The organism is Streptomyces sp. NPDC002853 (assembly GCF_053591915.1).
Window position 1 is genome coordinate 190,387 of sequence record NZ_JBSFUS010000005.1, and the last position, 15,508, is coordinate 205,894.

At 72.5% G+C, this 15,508-nt stretch carries 15 protein-coding genes; 4 read left to right on the forward strand and 11 right to left on the reverse strand.

Features of this window, described 5'->3' with window-relative positions:
- Positions 1 to 27: 27 nt before the first annotated feature.
- The 6 genes from ACWD02_RS15165 to ACWD02_RS15190 all read right to left on the reverse strand — a co-directional run bounded on the left by ACWD02_RS15165 (position 28) and on the right by ACWD02_RS15190 (position 5,651).
- Entirely contained in the window at positions 28 to 1,299 is a 1,272-nt protein-coding gene (locus ACWD02_RS15165; RefSeq protein ID WP_451209690.1) for a cytochrome P450, read from the reverse strand.
- Positions 1,296 to 1,910, reverse strand: coding sequence for a GTP-binding protein (locus tag ACWD02_RS15170; RefSeq protein ID WP_451209692.1), 615 nt, complete (start codon positions 1,908 to 1,910; stop codon positions 1,296 to 1,298). Before ACWD02_RS15170 ends, ACWD02_RS15165 begins: the two co-directional genes overlap by 4 nt.
- A complete protein-coding gene (locus ACWD02_RS15175; RefSeq protein ID WP_371530840.1) occupies positions 1,891 to 2,253 on the reverse strand; it encodes a DUF742 domain-containing protein in 363 nt (120 codons plus the stop codon). The genes ACWD02_RS15170 and ACWD02_RS15175 overlap by 20 nt, the downstream gene beginning before the upstream one ends.
- Positions 2,250 to 2,669, reverse strand: a complete 420-nt coding sequence (locus ACWD02_RS15180) for a roadblock/LC7 domain-containing protein (RefSeq protein ID WP_363206274.1) — start codon at positions 2,667 to 2,669, stop codon at positions 2,250 to 2,252. Before ACWD02_RS15180 ends, ACWD02_RS15175 begins: the two co-directional genes overlap by 4 nt.
- A 115-nt stretch (positions 2,670 to 2,784) precedes the next feature.
- On the reverse strand, positions 2,785 to 4,644 hold the full coding sequence (locus ACWD02_RS15185; protein ID WP_451209695.1) for a sensor histidine kinase: 1,860 nt from the start codon (positions 4,642 to 4,644) through the stop codon (positions 2,785 to 2,787).
- A gap of 257 nt (positions 4,645 to 4,901) precedes the next feature.
- Positions 4,902 to 5,651, reverse strand: a complete 750-nt coding sequence (locus ACWD02_RS15190; RefSeq protein ID WP_451209698.1) for a hypothetical protein — start codon at positions 5,649 to 5,651, stop codon at positions 4,902 to 4,904.
- 183 nt (positions 5,652 to 5,834) lie between these two features.
- Here ACWD02_RS15190 and ACWD02_RS15195 point away from each other — a divergent pair, with 183 nt between their 5' ends.
- Positions 5,835 to 6,233, forward strand: coding sequence for a VOC family protein (locus ACWD02_RS15195; RefSeq protein WP_451209700.1), 399 nt, complete (start codon positions 5,835 to 5,837; stop codon positions 6,231 to 6,233).
- A gap of 16 nt (positions 6,234 to 6,249) precedes the next feature.
- On the opposite strand, the gene ACWD02_RS15200 is transcribed toward ACWD02_RS15195, so the two are convergent.
- The 3 genes from ACWD02_RS15200 to ACWD02_RS15210 form a co-directional block, all read right to left on the reverse strand.
- A complete protein-coding gene (locus ACWD02_RS15200) occupies positions 6,250 to 6,498 on the reverse strand; it encodes a hypothetical protein (protein ID WP_451209703.1) in 249 nt (82 codons plus the stop codon).
- Between the two features lie 105 nt (positions 6,499 to 6,603).
- On the reverse strand, positions 6,604 to 7,878 hold the full coding sequence (locus ACWD02_RS15205; RefSeq protein ID WP_451209705.1) for an MFS transporter: 1,275 nt from the start codon (positions 7,876 to 7,878) through the stop codon (positions 6,604 to 6,606).
- Positions 7,875 to 8,432, reverse strand: a complete 558-nt coding sequence (locus ACWD02_RS15210) for a GNAT family N-acetyltransferase (protein ID WP_451209707.1) — start codon at positions 8,430 to 8,432, stop codon at positions 7,875 to 7,877. The genes ACWD02_RS15205 and ACWD02_RS15210 overlap by 4 nt, the downstream gene beginning before the upstream one ends.
- A 26-nt stretch (positions 8,433 to 8,458) precedes the next feature.
- On the opposite strand from ACWD02_RS15210, the gene ACWD02_RS15215 reads away from it, so the two are divergent.
- Entirely contained in the window at positions 8,459 to 8,989 is a 531-nt protein-coding gene (locus ACWD02_RS15215; protein WP_451209710.1) for a CGNR zinc finger domain-containing protein, read from the forward strand.
- A gap of 184 nt (positions 8,990 to 9,173) precedes the next feature.
- The gene (locus ACWD02_RS15220; RefSeq protein WP_451209713.1) at positions 9,174 to 10,757 is read left to right on the forward strand and encodes a phosphodiester glycosidase family protein; all 1,584 of its coding nucleotides are present in this window, start codon (positions 9,174 to 9,176) and stop codon (positions 10,755 to 10,757) included.
- Here ACWD02_RS15220 and ACWD02_RS15225 read toward each other — a convergent pair.
- Complete coding sequence (locus tag ACWD02_RS15225; RefSeq protein WP_451209716.1) at positions 10,747 to 12,003, reverse strand: cytochrome P450 family protein; 1,257 nt, start codon at positions 12,001 to 12,003, stop codon at positions 10,747 to 10,749. The two genes, ACWD02_RS15220 and ACWD02_RS15225, sit on opposite strands and share 11 nt — an antisense overlap.
- Positions 12,004 to 12,232: 229 nt before the next feature.
- Here ACWD02_RS15225 and ACWD02_RS15230 point away from each other — a divergent pair, with 229 nt between their 5' ends.
- Entirely contained in the window at positions 12,233 to 14,452 is a 2,220-nt protein-coding gene (locus ACWD02_RS15230) for an NADP-dependent isocitrate dehydrogenase (RefSeq protein ID WP_451209719.1), read from the forward strand.
- Between the two features lie 76 nt (positions 14,453 to 14,528).
- Here ACWD02_RS15230 and ACWD02_RS15235 read toward each other — a convergent pair whose 3' ends face one another.
- Entirely contained in the window at positions 14,529 to 15,479 is a 951-nt protein-coding gene (locus ACWD02_RS15235) for a hypothetical protein (protein ID WP_451209721.1), read from the reverse strand.
- Positions 15,480 to 15,508 lie beyond the last annotated feature (29 nt).

Genomic DNA, 15,508 nt, shown 5'->3' on the forward strand with positions numbered 1-15,508 from the left:
GCCCGAAGGCGGCGCCCCGGCACCGGCTCAGTGCGCCACGGGTGTGAACTGCACCGGCAGCGACGTCAGACCGCGCATCCAGATGGACGGCCGCCAGGTCAATTCGTGCGGCTCCACCGCGAGAACCAGGTCGGGCAGCCGCTCCAGGAGCGTCTCGACCGCGGTCCTCGCGATGACGTCGGCGAGCAGCGGGGCCGGGTAGGGGCAGCGGTGCTCGCCGTGGCTGAAGGACAGATGCGCGGAGTTCTCCGGGCCGACGTGCGACTCGGGCCAGATCTGCGGGTCGGTGTTGGCCGCGGCGAGGCCGAGCACCAGACAGTCGCCCGCCCGGATCTGCCGCCCGCCCAGCTGGGTGTCGCGCACCGCCCAGCGGCCGATGAAGTTCTGCGTCGGCGTGTCGAGCCACAGCACCTCGTTGAGCGCCTCGCCCACGCTCAGCCGCCCGCCGGACACGTTGAGCGCGAACCGCTCGTCGGTCAGCATCAACCGCAGGGTGTTGCAGATCCAGTTGGCCGTCGGCTGCTGGGCCGCCGCGATGATGGAGATCAGGTCCTGGACGATCTCCTCGTCGGTGAGGCCCGCCGAGTGCGTCAGCATCCGCGAGGTGACATCCGCGCCGGGCTTCTCGCGCTTCTCCTTGACCAGGAGCTGGATCCGCTCCGCGACGCGCGTGTAGGCCGCCACGGGGTCGTCGCCCTCACGCGCGTCGAGCGAGATCCGCAGGTCGTCCACGAGCTGCTGCGTGTCCGTGCCCTCGTGCGGCATCCCGCACATCTGCACCGCGGCCACCATGGGCAGCGCGTGCGCGTACGCGTCCATCAGCTCGGCCTGGCCGCTGCCGGCGAACCCGGCGATCAGCCGGTCGGCGATCCGGGCGCTGTCCCGGGCGAGTTCGAACTGGTCGACCCCTTCGAGGGCCTCCGTGATCACTCCGGCCCGCCTGCGGTGCTCCGCGCCCTCGGTGAACAGGACCGAGGGCTGGTAGCCGACGAACGGCAGCAGCGGCCAGTCGGCGGGGATGTGCTCCCACTGGTTCCAGCGCCGCGAGTCACGGGCGAAAAGCTCGTCGTGGCCGGTCACATAGCTGACCTCGGAGTAGCCGAGCACCAGCCACGCGGGCACGTCACCGTCGAGGAGCACCGGCGCCACCGCGCCGTGCTCCCTGCGCAGGCTGCGGTACAGCTGTGACGGCGTCTGCTGGTACTCCAGACCGCCCAGGCGCACCGCGCCCGTACCCGCGTGTGCCGGGCAGCCGGGCGGCGGGCTCTGTTCGAAGGGGGAACCGGTCGGCTCGGTCACGGTGTCATCTCCTGGGCCATGGCCAGTGCGTAGAGGTGGTCCACGAGGGTGATCAGGACGTCCTTGCCCGACGACCTCACCCGTGCGTCGCAGTCGATCAGCGGCACGTGGTCGGGCAGCGCGAGGGCCTGCCGGATCTCCTCCAGCGAATGGGTCGAGGTGTCGTCGTCGAACCGGTTGACGGCCACCACGAACGGCGTCTTGTGGTGTTCGAGCCGGTCGATCGCGTACCAGGAGTCGTCCATCCGCCGCGTGTCGACCAGGACGACCGCCCCGAGCGTGCCGGAGAAGAGCCGGTCCCACAGGAACCAGAAGCGCTCCTGTCCGGGAGCACCGAACAGGTAGAGGACCACGCGCTCGTTGAGGCTGATCCGGCCGAAGTCGAACGCCACGGTCGTCGTGGTCTTGGCGGCCACGTCGGCCGTCTCGTCGACGCCGACACCGGCCTGCGTCATCACCTCTTCGGTGTTCAGCGGACGGATCTCGCTGACCGAGCGGACCAGCGTGGTCTTGCCGACCCCGAAGCCGCCCACGACGACGATCTTCAGGCCGGTCTCGGCAGTGTCGGACAGCGGCGTCCGGGAGGGCAGCTCAGATGTTGCGGAGCCCATGGAGCACCTCCTTGAGAAGGGCGGAATCGGGGATCGCGGCGGCCGAGCCGGCCGCGCGGGGGTGGCGGGCGGTGATCCGGCCCATCGCGAGCAGGTCACCGAGAAGGATCCGCACCACCGTGATCGGCAGCTTCATCTCCGCCGCGATCTCCACCACGGCCGTCGGATGCCGGCACAGTTCAAGGATCCGTACGTGCTCCGACTGCATCCCGGCAGTGGGCTCGCACTCGCTCACCACCAGGGTGACCAGGTCGAACGAATCGTCGTCGGCGCGGCTGCGACCGCCGGTGACCGTGTAGAGCCGGTCCGGATCACCGATGTCCACGGGCCTGCGCGGCGTCACGAGGATCCGCTGCCTTCGGTCTGGGCGCGCGGCTCGGCGCGCAGGTGCTCACCGATCTGTTCGACCAGTTCGGTCATCTGATGCCCCACCACTCCGGGATCGGCGTTCTCCTCCGCCACCACCGCCAGATGCGCTCCCTGGCCGGCCTCGACGATGAAGAGCAGTCCGCCGTGGAACTCGGTCATGGAGTGCCGGACGCCGCCGGTCCCGTCGCCGAACTCCATGGAGGCGCCCTGGGCCAGCGCCTGGATGCCGGAGCAGATCGCCGCCAGCTGGTCAGCCTGGTCCAGCGTCAGATGCTCGCTCCAGCACAGCTTCAGGCCGTCCCGGGAGAGCACCAGGGCGTGCCGCGTACCGGGGGTGCGCTTCAGGAGGCTCTGCAGGAGCCAGGTCAGGCTGTTGTCAGTGGTCTGCATGGTAGGCGGGGCGAGATGCGCGGGTCGTCCGGTCACCTGCCCGTCCCTCCAATCTCACGAATTTCGAGCGGGGAAGGGGGCGCCAGAGCCCGGGCGCCGTGCGGGTGGCTTCGGTCTACTCGGCGGGCGGCGGCCCGGATTCGGCAGGGGACTCGGGTGCCGCGGGGGAGCCGGGCACGTCGCCCGCCGCCCGCCGACCGCGGTGGAAGGCACCGAAGCGGGAGCCGGCGTCGCGCGGCGGCAGCCCCGCGTCGCCGGAGAGCGCCCCGGATCCGGCCGCGGCGTCGGACGCCGCCCTGCGCTGCTCGCGCTCGCGCTCCGCCTCGGCCATGGTGCGCCCGGGGGCGCGCACGGGCAGGCCGTTGGCCGTGGCGGCCGCGGGACGCGCGTGCTCCGGCCCGGGCTCCGCCTGCGCGGCCGCGGGCTGCGCCTGAGCGGCACCCGCGGGCTGTGCGGCACCCGCGGGCTGTGCGGCACCCGCGGGCTGTGCGGCACCCGCGGGCTGTGCGGGAGCGGCGGGCTGCTCCGGGACCGCGGGGATCTCCGCGGCCGCCGGTGCGGGGGCCGCCGGGAGCGGCGTGGGCGCCGGCTCGACGCCGCGGGGGGCGAGCTGCTGGGGAGCGGGGTCGCGCTGCTGGGCCAGGAGCTGCGGGGGCAGGAGCACCACGACGCCCGTGCCGCCGCGCGAGGACGGACGGAAGTTGACGCTCATGCCGTACTTGGCGGCGAGGCGCCCGACCACCGCGAGACCGAGGCGGGTGCCCTGCAGCGAGGCCAGGTCCGTGACGTGTCCCGAGACCGACTCCTCCGCGCGGCGCATCGCCGCGTCGGCCATCTTCAGGCCGCTGTCCTCGATCGTCACGACGATCCCGGCGCTGCGCTCCTCCACATAGACGTGCACCTCGTCGATGGGCGGAGAGAAGTTCGCCGCGTTGTCCATGAGTTCGGCGAGGACGTGCATGACGCCCTCGGCGGCGAAACCGGCGATGGCCACCGTCGTCGAGCAGTGCAACCGCACTCGCTGGTACGCGGAGATCCGGCCCACCGCACCCCGCAGGATGCTCTCCATGACGATCGGCTTGTTCCAGGCGCGGCTGGATCGGCCGCCCATCAGCAGGGCGAGACGGTCGGTCATCAGACCAAGCTGGGAGGTGCTGTGGTCCAGGCGCAACAGGTCGCCGAAGACCTCCACGCCGTGCCGCTCCTGCATGTCCCGCAGGTCGGCGAGCATGCTCACGGACTTGGCCTGTACACGGCTCAGCGCCTTGGCGGAGGCGGCCTGCGCGGCCGCGGCGCGCCGCTCGCTGTAGGCGAGCTCCCGGACGAACGATTCGGCGGGCACGCGCAGCAGGGGATTGCGCGGCCAATCCAGGCCGGCGAGGACCGTGTCGGCGGAGGCGCCCTCGCGCAGCCGCTCGATCGCGGTGGGCAGCGTCACCGCCGTCAGCTGGTCCAACTCCGTGGCGGCCTGGGCGAGTTGGCCCTGGGCGTGGTCACGCCGCGAGTCGACGTCGGCCGCGTGCCGCACGGTCTCCTCGACCACGGACGCGAACTCGTGGATGATCTGGCGCAGTTGCGGATCCGACGGCGGCGCCGTCTGCGCCAGGGTCTCGCTCGCGCTGGTCCCGTCGCGCAACCGCTTCAGCACCGTCGGCAGCGTGACGGTCAGCAGGTGCGCGGACTCGGCACCCTGGCGCGCGAGCTGCGCCTTGAGGGCGGCGGCCTCGGCGTGGTCCGCGTCAGCGGCCCCACGGACCCGCTTGACGTGCAGGGACGTCGTCACGAGCGCGATCGCCAGACACACCCAGCCGGCCAGGACCGAAGCCACCGTCCAGACCCGGGCGTTGTCCGGTGCCATGACGCCCGCCACGGCACCGGCCAGGGCGGTCACCACCAGCACGACCACGGGCAGGGTCGACGCGGGCCGGCGCGCCTTCGCTATTCGGTGCGGGCTGGGAGGAGCAGGCACGGGCATTCAGCGGTCCCTCGGTCCTTGAGTGCAGGTAAGCAACGAGCCGACCGATATACGCATCGGCCGTGGGCCCGGCGGAAACGCCAAAGAGGACGGCGATCTTCCGGACCACACATCGCGCCATGCTAGCCACCCCGCGAGGCGCGTAGGACAGGGAGGCGGAACAGGCTGCCCGGAAGAGGCTTTCGTCGTGATCTGACCTCTCGAACATGGCACCGTGATAATGGAGTTCGACTCTACGACGACGATGAGGCGGCGGATCAGTCGACCGGCGAGGTCTCCGTGATCTCGTACGCCTCGAGGCCCGGAGCCGCGAGGAGATCCGCGACGCAGGCCGCCGATCCGCCGACGTACGTGCTCACCAGGTCGACGTCCCCGGCCACGCACCAGGCACGGTCCTCGGGCCACCAGAGGTCGGGGAGCTCGGGTGCCGCCTCGTCAGGTTCGCCCCCGGGAACGGGGAACGCGGGTGAGTCGGCGTCGTCCAGCGGCCCGGAGAGCAGGATCTCGTGCCGGCCCGGTGTGCGGAACACCGGATACCCGTCCCAGTTGTACTGGCCGTAGCCCTCCCAGAGCCCGTACCAGCAGCGGTCGGGGGTGCGGGTGTGCCCGGACAGCACCGAGATCAGGGCGCGGGCCACGGAAGCGGGGGTCGGGCCCTCGTCGGGGTGCTCGTCCCAGACACCGGGGACGGCCGGGGTGTCCTCGTTGCGGTAGAGAAGCCGGTCGCCCCCGAGACCGATCAGCTCGTGCCAGCGTGTCCCCGCCGACACCGGCCGGCCGTACACGGCGGCCACCTCGTCCCACCGCACCGGCTTCGTGCCGAGCCAGGCCGGGTGCAGGATCCGCGCATAGGCGTCGAAGCCGGGGGCGCAGACGCCCGCGACGGTGCCGAAGCCGTCATCGTGGGCCGGGCGTTGCTCCAGCCAGCGGGCGGGCGAGAGGTCGTGCCGCTCGACGCGGAGACGGCCGTAGGCGGACGGGGGCTGGCATTGGTCGACGAGGCGCATGTCACCAGTGTCGCCCGCGCCGTGACGCCCCACGGCCCACACACGCATGGCCGATTGAGGCGGGCGGGGCGGGGCACTCGGACAGCCGTGGGGCGGCCGGCCGAGCGGCCGCCCGCCTCCATCCCGATGCAATCCGATGCAATCCGATCCATGCCGACTTGATGCCGACCGAAGAGGGACCCCATGGGTGTGAAGAAGACCGCCGTCATCGTCCTGGACTGCGCGAAACCCGAGGAGCTCGCGGAGTTCTACGCGGGGTTGCTCGGAGGCACGGCCGGCATGGGCACCGACCCCGACTACGTCGAGGTGTACGACGAGCAGGGCCTCTGCATGGCCATCCACCGCGACTACGGCTACGCGCCTCCGAGCTGGCCGCGCCCCGAGGACTCCCAGCAGGCGCACCTCAGGATCCTGGTGGACCGAGGCGACATCGACGAGGCGGAGCGCGAGGCCATCGGCCTGGGCGCCCGGCCCGTGGACACCAAGGACAACTCCGGCCCGCGGGACACCCGCACCTACAGCGACCCGGCAGGGCACTCGTTCACCCTTGCCGTGTCCGCCGAGCCGAGGGTGACCCGCTGAGCGTGCTGCCTCCCGCTCAGCCGGAGGGCTCGTCCGGCACCGGCTGGTCCGGTCGGACGCCGCCCGAGTGCGGCGCGCCGCGCCGGCCGGTGCCCGCCTCGTCCGTGTCCGGTACGTCGTCGTCGGCGTCCGGGGCGTTGCCCGTGGCGGCCGAGTCGTCGTCCGGCTCCCAGCGGTCCTCCTCGTCCGACGCCTGCTGATCAGGTAGATCCCTCGGTACGGGTGTCTCGTCCCCGCCCCGGGTCTCGGGCAGTTCCTCGCTCACGGTGTTCCCTCCAGTCCTTGTCACTTCGTCCCGCGCGGTCTCACGGCGGTTTCCGCTGCGCAGGCGCGGTTACCCGCCGCGCTCGCGGCGACACCTCGTACTGCTTCACGGTGGACCGCCGGGGCCGGGTCGGCCACACGAGCGGGGCCGGTTGCCGGGCCGGTGCCGCACCGAGAGGGCCAGGGCGAGGGCGGTCGTCGCCGACAGCAGCCCCCAGGCCGGCACGAAGCTGTCGGTGACGTCCTTGAGCAGGCCGAGCACCGGCGGCGTCACCACGATGGCGACCTGGTTGACGGACATCGCGAGGCCGAGCGCGAACCCCGTGCGGCCCGGCGGAGCCGATTCGGTCACGTGGGCGACCCAGGGGCCGTACCAGCCGAAGCCGAAGAAGCCGAGCCACACGAAGGCGCAGCAGGCCACCGCGGGTGACCGGCCCAGCGGTGTCATCAGGACGGCCATCGCCGCGAGGACGGCCATCATGCACAGGGCGAGGGAGCCCTGGCGCCCGGACCGGGCGCGGTCGCTCCAGGCCGCCAGGGCGACACGGCCGACGACACCCGCGCCCTGGGCCGCCACCAGGACGAGGGCGGCGGGACCGGCGCCGACGGAGGCCGTCTCGTACAGGTACAGGACCGTCAGGATGCCCACGCCGCACTGCACCGAGATCAGGCTCGCCCCGGAGAGCATGATGCGCACCATGGACGGTTCGCGGAGCATGCGCAGCCGTGCGCCGAGCCGCGTCCCGAGGGAGGCCCGCGGCCCGCTCGCGAGGGGAGCGGCAGGCGCGGGGGCGCCGGGTGGCCTGCGGTAGACGCCCGTGAAGGCCCCGGCCCCCAGCAGCGCGACGAGGCCGCCCGCCACGAGCGTGGCCCGCCAGCCGAAGGCTCCGGCCACGACAGGCAGCGTGGCCGAGGCCAGCGCGGCGCCCAGCGGCAGCCCCGCCTGCCGGATGCCCATGGCCAGGCCCCGCCGGGACGCGTCGAACCACGACGCCACCGATTTGCTGCCGCCGGGCTGAACGGTGCTGTATCCCGCACCCACGAGCAGCAGCACCAGGAGCAGCGACATGTACCCCGGCGCCGCGCTCCCCACGAGCAGGGCCGCCCCGACCAGACCGGCGCCCGCCCCGACGACCCAGCGCTCGTCGCACCGGTCGAGCAGCTCGCCTGCCACCAGTAGCCCGGCCAGCGGGACCAGTTGGGCCGCCGAGACCAGCAGCCCCAACTGGACCGTGCTCAGGTGCAGGTCGCGCTGCAGGTGGATGCCGAGGGCTCCGATGCCCTGCACGAAGAAGCCCGCCGCGGCCTGGGTGAAGGTGGCGACGCCGAGGACGGCCCACCGGTACCGCCACGCGCCGTGCGCCACCCCGGCGGCCGTCACGGGCGCCGATACAGGGCGGGGTCGGGGTGGTCGACGAAGCCGAGGTCCCGGTAGAGGGGGGCGCCCTCGGGGGAGGCGTACAAGTCCACGCGGGCCACCTCGCGTTCCCGGAACCAGTCGAGCAGGTCCCGCATCAGTGCGCGGCTGTGGCCCCGCCGCCGGTGTGCCGGGTCGGTGACCACGCCGATCACCAGGCCGACCCGGCCGTTGCGCAGATGCGGGCCCGGCAGCCGCTGCTCGACCGAGCCGATGGCGCAGGCGGCAAGGCCCCCTCCGCTCCCGGCGCCCCCATCGCCGTCCACCACGAGGATCCGCATGCCTTCCGAGGTCAACTGCCCCTTCAGGACAAGGGCCAGGTCGTCCTGCCAGCCGGTGCCTCCCGAGGGCGGGTTGAAGTACTCGCCGCCGAGGTTCTCGAACAGCAGCGCCCGCAGGCGTACGAGTTCGGCGACGTCGTCCCGCGTCGCCGGGCGCACTGCCGGGCCGACGGATGGGCCTACGGATGGGCGAGCGGGAGCGCGGTGTTCGGTGCTTTGTTCGGTGCGTTGTGACATGCCGATCAGCCTGATGTAATGGTCTTGTGCACCTCAACCCTTACGGCGAGGCGGTCGTGAATCTGGCCGCCGACCTCGCCAACCGGCGCCCGGAGACGGTCGGTGAACTCGCGGACCGCTGCCGCGCCGCCGGGCTCTTCCTGGAGCGTCCCGTCACGCCGGGGGACCTCGACCGCGCGCAGGAGGCGCTGGACCGGTGGGAGAAGGTCGTCGACGCGGGCGACGAGGACGAGCGTGCCGAGCTGCTCAATCAGATGCTGGCGGCATCCGCCGCCTACCCGCGGCTGACCGACCACGCGGGTTCGGGCTGGCACCTGCACTACCGCGACGACCGGCAGCCGCTCGGCGCCCTGTTGTATCAACTGATCTCCGTGGGCACGGCGCTGCACCTGGCGGGGCGGGGGATGCACCGGCTGCGGCGGTGCGCCGTCAGTGAGTGCGTCACGAGCTTCGCCGACACCTCACGCACCGGGCGGCAGCGTTACTGCTCCCAGCGGTGCGCCAACCGGGACGCGGTCCGCCGGCACCGGGCGCGCTCCACGGGCCGGGACGACTGAATCCGATCGCACATGCGCGGAGCGGGGCCTGTTCTCCGGGCGGACTGGTATTCACTCCTGGGATCGGCCGCCGTCCGCGCGCTCGCGTTCGCTGCGTGTCGACGCGCGTTCCGAGCGCTCCGCGCCTGCGCCCGCAGGTGCGCCCACGTGCCCGCAGGTGTACCTACGCGATCCAGGAGTCCCCGTGGCCCTCGCCCGCCGCCCTTTCAGAGCCGCCGCGAAGGCGTCGGTGGTCACCGTCGCCGCCCTGGGGCTCCTCGCCCCCGGTGTCGTCGCCGACCGCCACGGGTACACCGCGGCGGCCGCCGCCCCAACTGCCGCCGTCCCCGCGCCGATCGGCGACTGGCCACGTGAGCGCCTCGCCCCCGGCGTCGATCTCTACCAGGGGAGCATCTCGGGCCGTCCCGGCGCCGACCACTGGACGGTCACGGTGCGTGCGAACGGCGCACACCTGGTCGCGGAGCGGGACGCGCGGGCGCTGGCCCGGAAGGTGCGCGGGGCCGGGTTCGACGCGCGTGCCGAGACGGTCGGGTGGCCGCGCGGTTCCGACCGGCAAGGGGTGGTCGGGGTGCGGGTGCGGGTGGGGGAGTACGGCACGCGGGCCGAGGCCGACTCCCGGCGCCGGGCTCTCGCCGACGCCGGGTTCGACGCGGTGAGCGAGTGGACCGGCGCCGATGGCGTGCCCGGCACGGGAGTTGCCCGGGTCAAGGTGGCGATCGTCGACCCGAAGCGCTACCGCGGTGCGATGAAGGGCACGTACGGCACCGGTGTCGCGGGCCGCGAGACGGTCAGTGCCATGGCCGCGGGCGACGACGCCCTCCTCGGGGTCAACGCGGGCTTCTTCGTCATGGAGTCCAAGGACGGCGTGCCGGGCGCGGCAGCAGGCATCGCCGCGTACGACGGGGAGTTGCAGAGCGCGGCGACCGGCGGCCGGATCGCCGCGGTGCTGCGCGGCGACGGCCTGCGCCCCGAGTTCAAGAAGCTCAGGACCGGGCTCCGGGTCCGCGCGGGGGCGGCCTTCGCGGTCGTGGACGGCGTCAACCGCGTGCCGGGTCTGATCCGCAACTGCGGCGGTGTCGGCGGCGATTCCCCGACCGAGCGCCCGCAGCACGACGTGACCTGCACCGACCCCGACGAGATCGTGCGGTTCACCGACGAGCTCGGCGCGGACACCCCGGCGGGCGAGGGAGTCGAGGCGGTGCTCGACGCGCGCGGGCACGTACGGGAGGTACGCGCGCGCGGTGGCGCGGTGCCGGCGGGCGGCAGCGTCCTCGCGGGCATCGGCTCGGGCGCCGCCTGGCTGCGTACGCACGCCAAGCCGGGCGGCGCGTTGACCGTGGACCAGCGGATCACCGACGAGCGGGGCCGGCAGCTGAAGCTGGGCCCGCAGGACGACATCGTCAACGGCGGGCCCGAGCTGGTGCGCGACGGCAAGGTCGCGGTCAACTACGCCGCCGACGGCATCGAGCGCACCGGTGACCGGTCCTTCGCGTACACCTGGGGGATCAAGCGCAACCCGCGCATGCTCCTGGGCGTCGACCGGCAGGGACGTCTGCTCCTGGTGGGTGCGGACGGCAGGCAGCCCGGCCTCAGCGACGGCCTCGGCCTGGGTGAAGGGGCGGAACTGATGAAGTCGCTCGGCGCGGTGCAGGCCATGGCCCTGGACGGCGGCGGCTCCGTCACCATGACAGTGAACGGCAAGGTCATCAACTCCCCCTCGGACGGCACCGAACGCCCGGTGGGTGACGCTCTGTTGCTCACACGCTGACGGGGAGATGGCGGGGGCCCCGGACCAACAGGCCAGGGCGGTAGGGAAGTTGGGACGGCTCGGCCGTCAGGCGGAGCGTGGGGAAGGCCGTCAGGAGCCGGGGGAGTGCGATCGTCGCCTCCAGGCGGGCGAGCCGTGAGCCGACGCAGAAGTGCGGTCCGTGGCCGAAGGCGGCGTGGGGCGCCGTGCGGGTGCCTTCGGGCGCCGCACCCGGGAGGTGGCGGTCCGGGCGGAAGGTGTCCGGGTCGGGGAAGTGGCGCGGGTCGCGGTTGGCGGCGGCGAGTACCGCGAGGACGGAGGCGCCCGCGGGTATGACCACGCCATCGCCGAGGTCCACCTCCTCGGTCGTGTGCCGCCAGGTGGTGCCCTCCAGCGGGCTGGCGTGGCGCAACGTCTCCTCGACGACCGCGGGCCAGCGCCCGGGATCGCGGCGGGCCGCCGCCAGCTCCTCGGGATGGGTGAGCAGCAGCAGCGACGCCGATGCCAGCAGGTTCATCGTGGTCTCGTAACCCGCGAAGAGGAGGAGGAAGGCCATGGCGAGCAGTTCCCCGTCGTGGAGCCCGCCCTCCTGCCCGGTGCCCGCGTCGTGCGTCAGCGCGCTGAACAGGTCGGGTCCCGGCGCGCGCCGCTTGCGGGCGATGAGCTCGGTGAAGTAGCCGTACAGACCGGTCCACGCCTCGTCCACCGCCCCCGGCTCCAGCGCGTCGGCGGGCGAGCCGACCCGGTAGGTCCAGTCCCGCAGATCCGCCCGGTCGGCCTCCGGCACCCCGAGCACCTCGCCGATGACCAGTACGGGCAGGGGAAAGGCGAAGGCGTCGACGAGGTCCACGCTCCCCTCCTGCCGGAGCCGCCGCGCCATCTCCCGCAGGAGTCCGGCGGTCAGCTCCTCGATCCGGGCCCGCAGCGCGTCGACGCGGCGCGGGGCGAACGCCGCCGTGGTCAGGCGGCGCAGCCGGGTGTGGTCGGGGGCGTCGGAGTTGAGCATGTGCCGGGCCAGGCAGGCGCGGGCGTGCCGGCCGGGCGTATCCGCGTCCTTCCTGGGCCGCCCGGCGCCCCGCGGGGGCACGTTCGAGAAGCGGGGGTCGGCGAGGACGGCCCGCGTCCGCTCGTAGCCGGTGACGAGCCAGGCGTACGTCCCGTTGGCGAGCGGGACCCGCGCGGCGGGCCCCTGGTCGCGCAGGCGGGCGTAGTACGGGAACGGGTCGCGGGCGAAGGCGGGGTCCGCGGGGTCCAGGGGAGCGATCATCCGCTCATCCTCGCCGCGCGGGCCCGGCGGCGAAGGCCCTGTCACCGCCAGGAACAGCGGACCGGACCTTGTGGGAACCGGACAGCAACCATCCGTGGCAGGCAGGACCACGGAGCGTGACGGGGGCTACGGGCCGTGACGTCCGCAATGCGGGGCCGCTTCGTGGAAGCGTGCGATCACGAGATATCTTGATGTCGAGCAATGTTGCAGACGTGGAGCGGAGCACCCGGTGACTGACTCGACCATCATCTACACCCAGACCGACGAGGCCCCGGCCCTCGCGACCTATTCGTTCTTGCCGGTGGTCAGGGCCTACGCCTCGACGGCCGGGGTCGCCGTGGAGAGCCGTGACATCTCCCTGGCGGGGCGCATCATCGCTCTCTTCCCCGAGTTCCTCGAGGAGAGCCAGCGCATCGATGACGCCCTCGCCGAGCTGGGCGAGCTGGCCAAGACGCCCGGCGCGAACATCATCAAGCTGCCGAACATCTCGGCCTCGATCCCGCAGCTGAAGGCGGCCGTCGCCGAGCTCCAGTCGCAGGGCTACGCGCTGCCGAACTACCCGGACGACCCGAAGACCGACGCGGAGAAGGACATCCGCGCCCGTTACGACAAGGTCAAGGGCAGCGCCGTCAACCCGGTCCTGCGCGAGGGCAACTCCGATCGCCGCGCCCCCGCCTCGGTGAAGAACTACGCCAAGGCGCACCCGCACCGCATGGGCGCCTGGACGGGCGACTCGAAGACGAACGTCGCCACCATGGGCGTCGACGACTTCCGCTCCACCGAGAAGTCCGCGACCATCGCCGACGCCGGCACGCTGCGCATCGAGTTCACCGGCGAGGACGGCAGCACCGCCGTGCTGCGCGAGTCCGTACCGGTCCTCGCGGGCGAGGTCGTCGACGCGGCCGTGCTGCGGGTCGGTCCGCTGCGTGAGTTCCTCACCGCGCAGATCGCCAAGGCCAAGGCCGACGGCGTGCTGTTCTCCGTGCACCTCAAGGCCACGATGATGAAGGTCTCCGACCCGATCATCTTCGGCCACGTCGTGCGTGCCTTCTTCCCGAAGACGTTCGCCGCGTACGGCGAGGCGCTCGCCGGTGCGGGCCTGAGCCCGAACGACGGTCTCGGCGGCATCCTGAGCGGCCTCGGCGCGCTGCCCGAGGGCGAGCAGATCAAGGCGTCCTTCGAGGCCGAGCTCGCCGAGGGCCCGGAGCTCGCGATGGTCGACTCCGACAAGGGCATCACGAACCTGCACGTGCCCTCCGACGTCATCGTCGACGCCTCGATGCCCGCGATGATCCGCACCTCCGGTCACATGTGGGGCCCGGACGGCGGCGAGCACGACACCCTCGCGGTGCTTCCCGACTCCAGCTACTCCGGCGTGTACCAGGTCGTCATCGACGACTGCCGCGCCAACGGCGCCTTCGACCCGGCGACGATGGGCTCGGTGCCCAACGTCGGTCTCATGGCGCAGAAGGCCGAGGAGTACGGCAGCCACGACAAGACCTTCGAGCTCGCCGCGCCCGGCACGGTGCGCGTGCTGAACGAGGCCGGCGACGTCGTCCTTGAGCAGGCCGTCTCCACCGGTGACATCTTCCGGATGTGCCAGGCCAAGGACGCCCCGATCCGCGACTGGGTCAAGCTGGCCGTCAACCGCGCCCGCGCGACCGGTTCGCCGGCCGTGTTCTGGCTCGACGAGACCCGCGCGCACGACGCGCAGCTCATCGAGAAGGTCAAGGCGTACCTGCCCGAGCACGACACCGACGGTCTGCAGATCGAGATCATGTCGCCGGTCGACGCGACCGCGTTCTCCCTGGAGCGCATCCGTCGCGGCGAGGACACCATCTCGGTCACCGGCAACGTGCTCCGTGACTACCTCACGGACCTGTTCCCGATCCTGGAGCTCGGCACCAGCGCCAAGATGCTCTCCATCGTTCCGCTCATGAACGGCGGCGGCCTCTTCGAGACGGGCGCGGGCGGCTCCGCCCCCAAGCACGTCCAGCAGCTGGTCCGCGAGAACTACCTGCGCTGGGACAGCCTGGGCGAGTTCCTCGCCCTCGCCTCCAGCTTCGAGCACCTCGCGCAGACCACGGACAACGCCAGCGCCCAGGTCCTGGCCGACACCCTCGACCGCGCGACGGCGACGTTCCTGGAGAAGGACAAGTCGCCGACCCGTCGCGTCGGCGGCATCGACAACCGCGGCAGCCACTTCTACCTGGCCATGTACTGGGCCCAGGAGCTGGCCACGCAGACCGCGGACGCCGAGCTCGCCAAGGAGTTCGCCCCGCTGGCCAAGACGCTGGTCGAGCAGGAGCAGACCATCGTCGACGAGCTGAACGGCGTCCAGGGCTCGCCCGCCGACATCGGCGGCTACTACCAGCCCGACGAGGCCAAGGCCGCATCGGTGATGCGCCCGTCCCCCACCCTGAACAAGGCCCTGGCCCTCCTCGGCTGAGTGAGCTTCGCCTGACACAGGCCCGCCCCGGCAGCTGCCTCGCTGCCGGGGCGGACCCGTTCCTCGGGCCGGGGGCCTAGCCGAAGGTCACTGAGCTGGTCTTGTTGTCGAAGCCGATGGTGTTCAGATCGGCCACGTCGCCGTTGATGACCTTGGACGTGCCCTTGCAGTTGGGGGACGACCAGAGCTTCATCGAGCCGCTGACGGAGATGGACGACGTCACCTTCGGGCGGGCGACGTTCTGGCAGCCCTCGCCCGCGACGCCCTGCGCGGGGCCGTTGTCCGAGAAGTTGGCGTCGTCGAAGAGGATGGCGCTGCTCGCCGGCGCCGCCTGTGCCTGGTCCGGGGGCTCGGTCGCGCCGCCGCCCTGCGCCCCGGACTTCTGGCCGTCGGGCTGAACGCCGAACCATGTGCCGCCCACGCCCTGGCCGTTGGTGTCGCCGGGCTTGAGGTCCTTGCTGAAGCGGTAGACCGGCCAGCCGCCGACCGTGACCTGGCGGGTGCCGTCGTCCCGCCTGACGACGCCCACGTCCGACGCCCGCACGCCGTCGACGAAGATCTTGCTGCCTCGGTCCACGAGAACGGGCGGCCACGTGGTGGCGCAGGCGCCGTTGCAGGTGGACTTGGACGGTGACGCGGTGTCCTTGTCGAAGCGGTAGAGGGTGAATCCGGAGCCATTGACGACGACCGGGTCCAGGGCGCCCGCCCTGGACGCCGACAGCTGGACCCACTTGCGCTGCACGGGCTGTGACGCCGCCTCTCCAGGAGGGTTGGCCCAATCCCCGGTCTTCTTGGGCGCGTTGTTCTGTTCCGCGGTGCCGGACTTCAGCGCCAGGTCCATGGAACCGTCGGCCGCGGGCGCCGAGGCGGCGGGCTTGGAGTCCGGGGTCTTCGCGGCGTCGGCGCCGTCGTCACCCCCGCCACAGGCGGAGAGCAGCAGAGCCCCCGCAGTGGCGAAGGAGGCGAAGAGGGCGGTGGTCTTGCCGGTGGTTTCACGGGCGGCGGTCTTGGTCGTCTTGCTGAGCATCGGAGATCTCCCTAAATCGGTTTTCGGAT

Coding starts and splice junctions, on each gene's coding strand:
- ACWD02_RS15235 (WP_451209721.1), bottom strand. CDS start 15,479: ATGCTCAGCAAGACGACCAAGACCGCCGCCCGTGAAACCACCGGCAAG.
- ACWD02_RS15170 (WP_451209692.1), bottom strand. CDS start 1,910: ATGGGCTCCGCAACATCTGAGCTGCCCTCCCGGACGCCGCTGTCCGAC.
- ACWD02_RS15190 (WP_451209698.1), bottom strand. CDS start 5,651: ATGCGCCTCGTCGACCAATGCCAGCCCCCGTCCGCCTACGGCCGTCTC.
- ACWD02_RS15195 (WP_451209700.1), top strand. CDS start 5,835: ATGGGTGTGAAGAAGACCGCCGTCATCGTCCTGGACTGCGCGAAACCC.
- ACWD02_RS15185 (WP_451209695.1), bottom strand. CDS start 4,644: ATGCCCGTGCCTGCTCCTCCCAGCCCGCACCGAATAGCGAAGGCGCGC.
- ACWD02_RS15180 (WP_363206274.1), bottom strand. CDS start 2,669: ATGCAGACCACTGACAACAGCCTGACCTGGCTCCTGCAGAGCCTCCTG.
- ACWD02_RS15225 (WP_451209716.1), bottom strand. CDS start 12,003: ATGATCGCTCCCCTGGACCCCGCGGACCCCGCCTTCGCCCGCGACCCG.
- ACWD02_RS15210 (WP_451209707.1), bottom strand. CDS start 8,432: ATGTCACAACGCACCGAACAAAGCACCGAACACCGCGCTCCCGCTCGC.